The organism is Streptomyces sp. NPDC089915 (assembly GCF_040684675.1).
GTDB lineage: Bacteria > Actinomycetota > Actinomycetes > Streptomycetales > Streptomycetaceae > Streptomyces.
The window spans coordinates 1-1,802 of record NZ_JBFBGN010000339.1 but is presented as its reverse complement, the minus strand read 5'-3'; the positions used below and the strand labels follow the sequence as shown (position 1 = coordinate 1,802).

The 1,802-nt window shown below is 72.8% G+C and carries 1 pseudogene; it reads left to right on the top strand.

Annotated features, from left to right (window positions below):
• Positions 1-1,802: pseudogene (locus AB0O29_RS35570) on the top strand (hypothetical protein); the annotation flags it as partial.

The window sequence follows — 1,802 nt, the reverse complement described above, 5'->3', positions numbered from 1 at the left end:
GTGAAGCCGGGCGCCTGGCTCTACACCCTGGAACTCAAGACCCCGCGGGTGATCAACGGCAAGACGGTGCGGTGGGTCTACGGTGCGCCCTACGGCGGGGTGGGCGTCACCGGCGACGACGGCCCCCGGACGACCTGGGCGCTGGCCGGCGTCGACCCTCGGTCCGCCGACAGCTCCGTCTTCCGCCTGGCCACCACCGACGCCAAGGGCTACGGCCTCCTCCTGGCCGCGTCCGACTCCAATTTCTCCTACGGCGAACTCGGACTCCCCCGAGAGCCCTTTGCCACTCCGGACGCCCGCGCCGAGACGTACTTCCGGTTCACCATGATCCGCGAGGGCGACTACGTGCGGATCGTGAACCAGGCCAGCGGCATGGCCATCGGCCTGCCCGCCGACAGCAAGACGGGCTCGCTGCGCCACTCGTCCGAGTTCCGCACGGCCGACTCGGGGCTGTTCAAGCTGACCAAGGTACGTCTGCAGTGGCCGATCGACGTCTTCTTCTTCGCCGCCAAGGAGAAGATGGACGCCGCCCGCGCCGCGGTCCAGGAGTCCCTCACGGCGGGCAGGCGGATCACCGAACGACAGCTCGAACTGGCCACCAAGCGGGCCGAACTCCACACCTCACAGGATGAGTTGGCCGCCCTTTCGAGTGCGTTGCAGGGCGACGACGACCTGACCCTGCCGATGCCGCAGCTCGCCGTGGACGCCACCGGCCTGAGCCTGAACGGCGCGCTGCTGGAGTTCGCCCGGGGCGGCGACCGGCCCGCGCTGCTGGACAGCGGCACCGGCAACATCGTGCTCTACCTCCGGGGCACCGACGACCAGTTCTCCGCCGTCTACTACGACACCGCCGTCATCCGCGGCCTGCAGACGCTGGACGGGGACGGCGGCACGCTCGGCTTCCTCTCCCGCGACCCGGCGCTCCCGCTGGACGGCTGCACGATCACGGTCTCCGACGGCGACGCCCCCGGCCGCTGCGACCTGACGATCACCGTCGGCGCCGAGACCGAGACCTGGCGCTCGCTTCCGCGCAGAGCCGCCCAGTTCACGGCGGCGCTGGCCGGCGACCCCGGCCGGCCGGTGACGGTCGGCCTGGTCGCCCGGGTGAACGGCGCCACCGTGGAGCTCGCCGAGGGCTCCGCCGTCGCCCTGCCCGCCAAGGCACACCTGCAGATCGGCTCGGCCGGCTGCGCGGTGGCCGCCGACACCCCGGACGCCGCCAAGGCGCTGACCCTCACGGCCGAGGCCACCGCCGTCAAGCCCGGCGACAAGGTGACCCTGGTCGGCTACGACTGGGGCCGGGCCGCCTCCACCCGCCCCGGGGTGCTGCTCTCCAACGGCTCCCGGCTGGTCGGGCTGAACCCGGGCGAGGTCGAGTTCGTGCCCAACGGCACCGCCAAGCCGACCATCGCCGGGCGCGGCTGCCGCTGGCGGGCCGAGATGCCCGGCCGGGCCTTCCAGTTCTCCGGCGGCGACCAGTACCTGACGCTTCCCGCCGGCAAGCACCCGGTCATCGCCCCGACCGGCGACCCGACCCTGGAGGCCTGGGTCAACCCGGAGACCGGGCAGGGCCGGATCCTGCACGCCCGGACGGACGACTCGGGCTACTCGCTCTCGCTCGTCCCGGCCGCGCTCCCGGTCAAGCAGTTCGCCGGCGCCGAGAAGCTCGTACTGGCCGACTCGCTCGACCTGGCGAACCGCGACTTCACCATCGAGCTGTGGGCCAAGCGCAACCAGTCGAGGGGCCGCACCGAGCCGCTGCTCACCCACGGCGCGCCGGGCGGCGTCCGCGACCAGTCGCT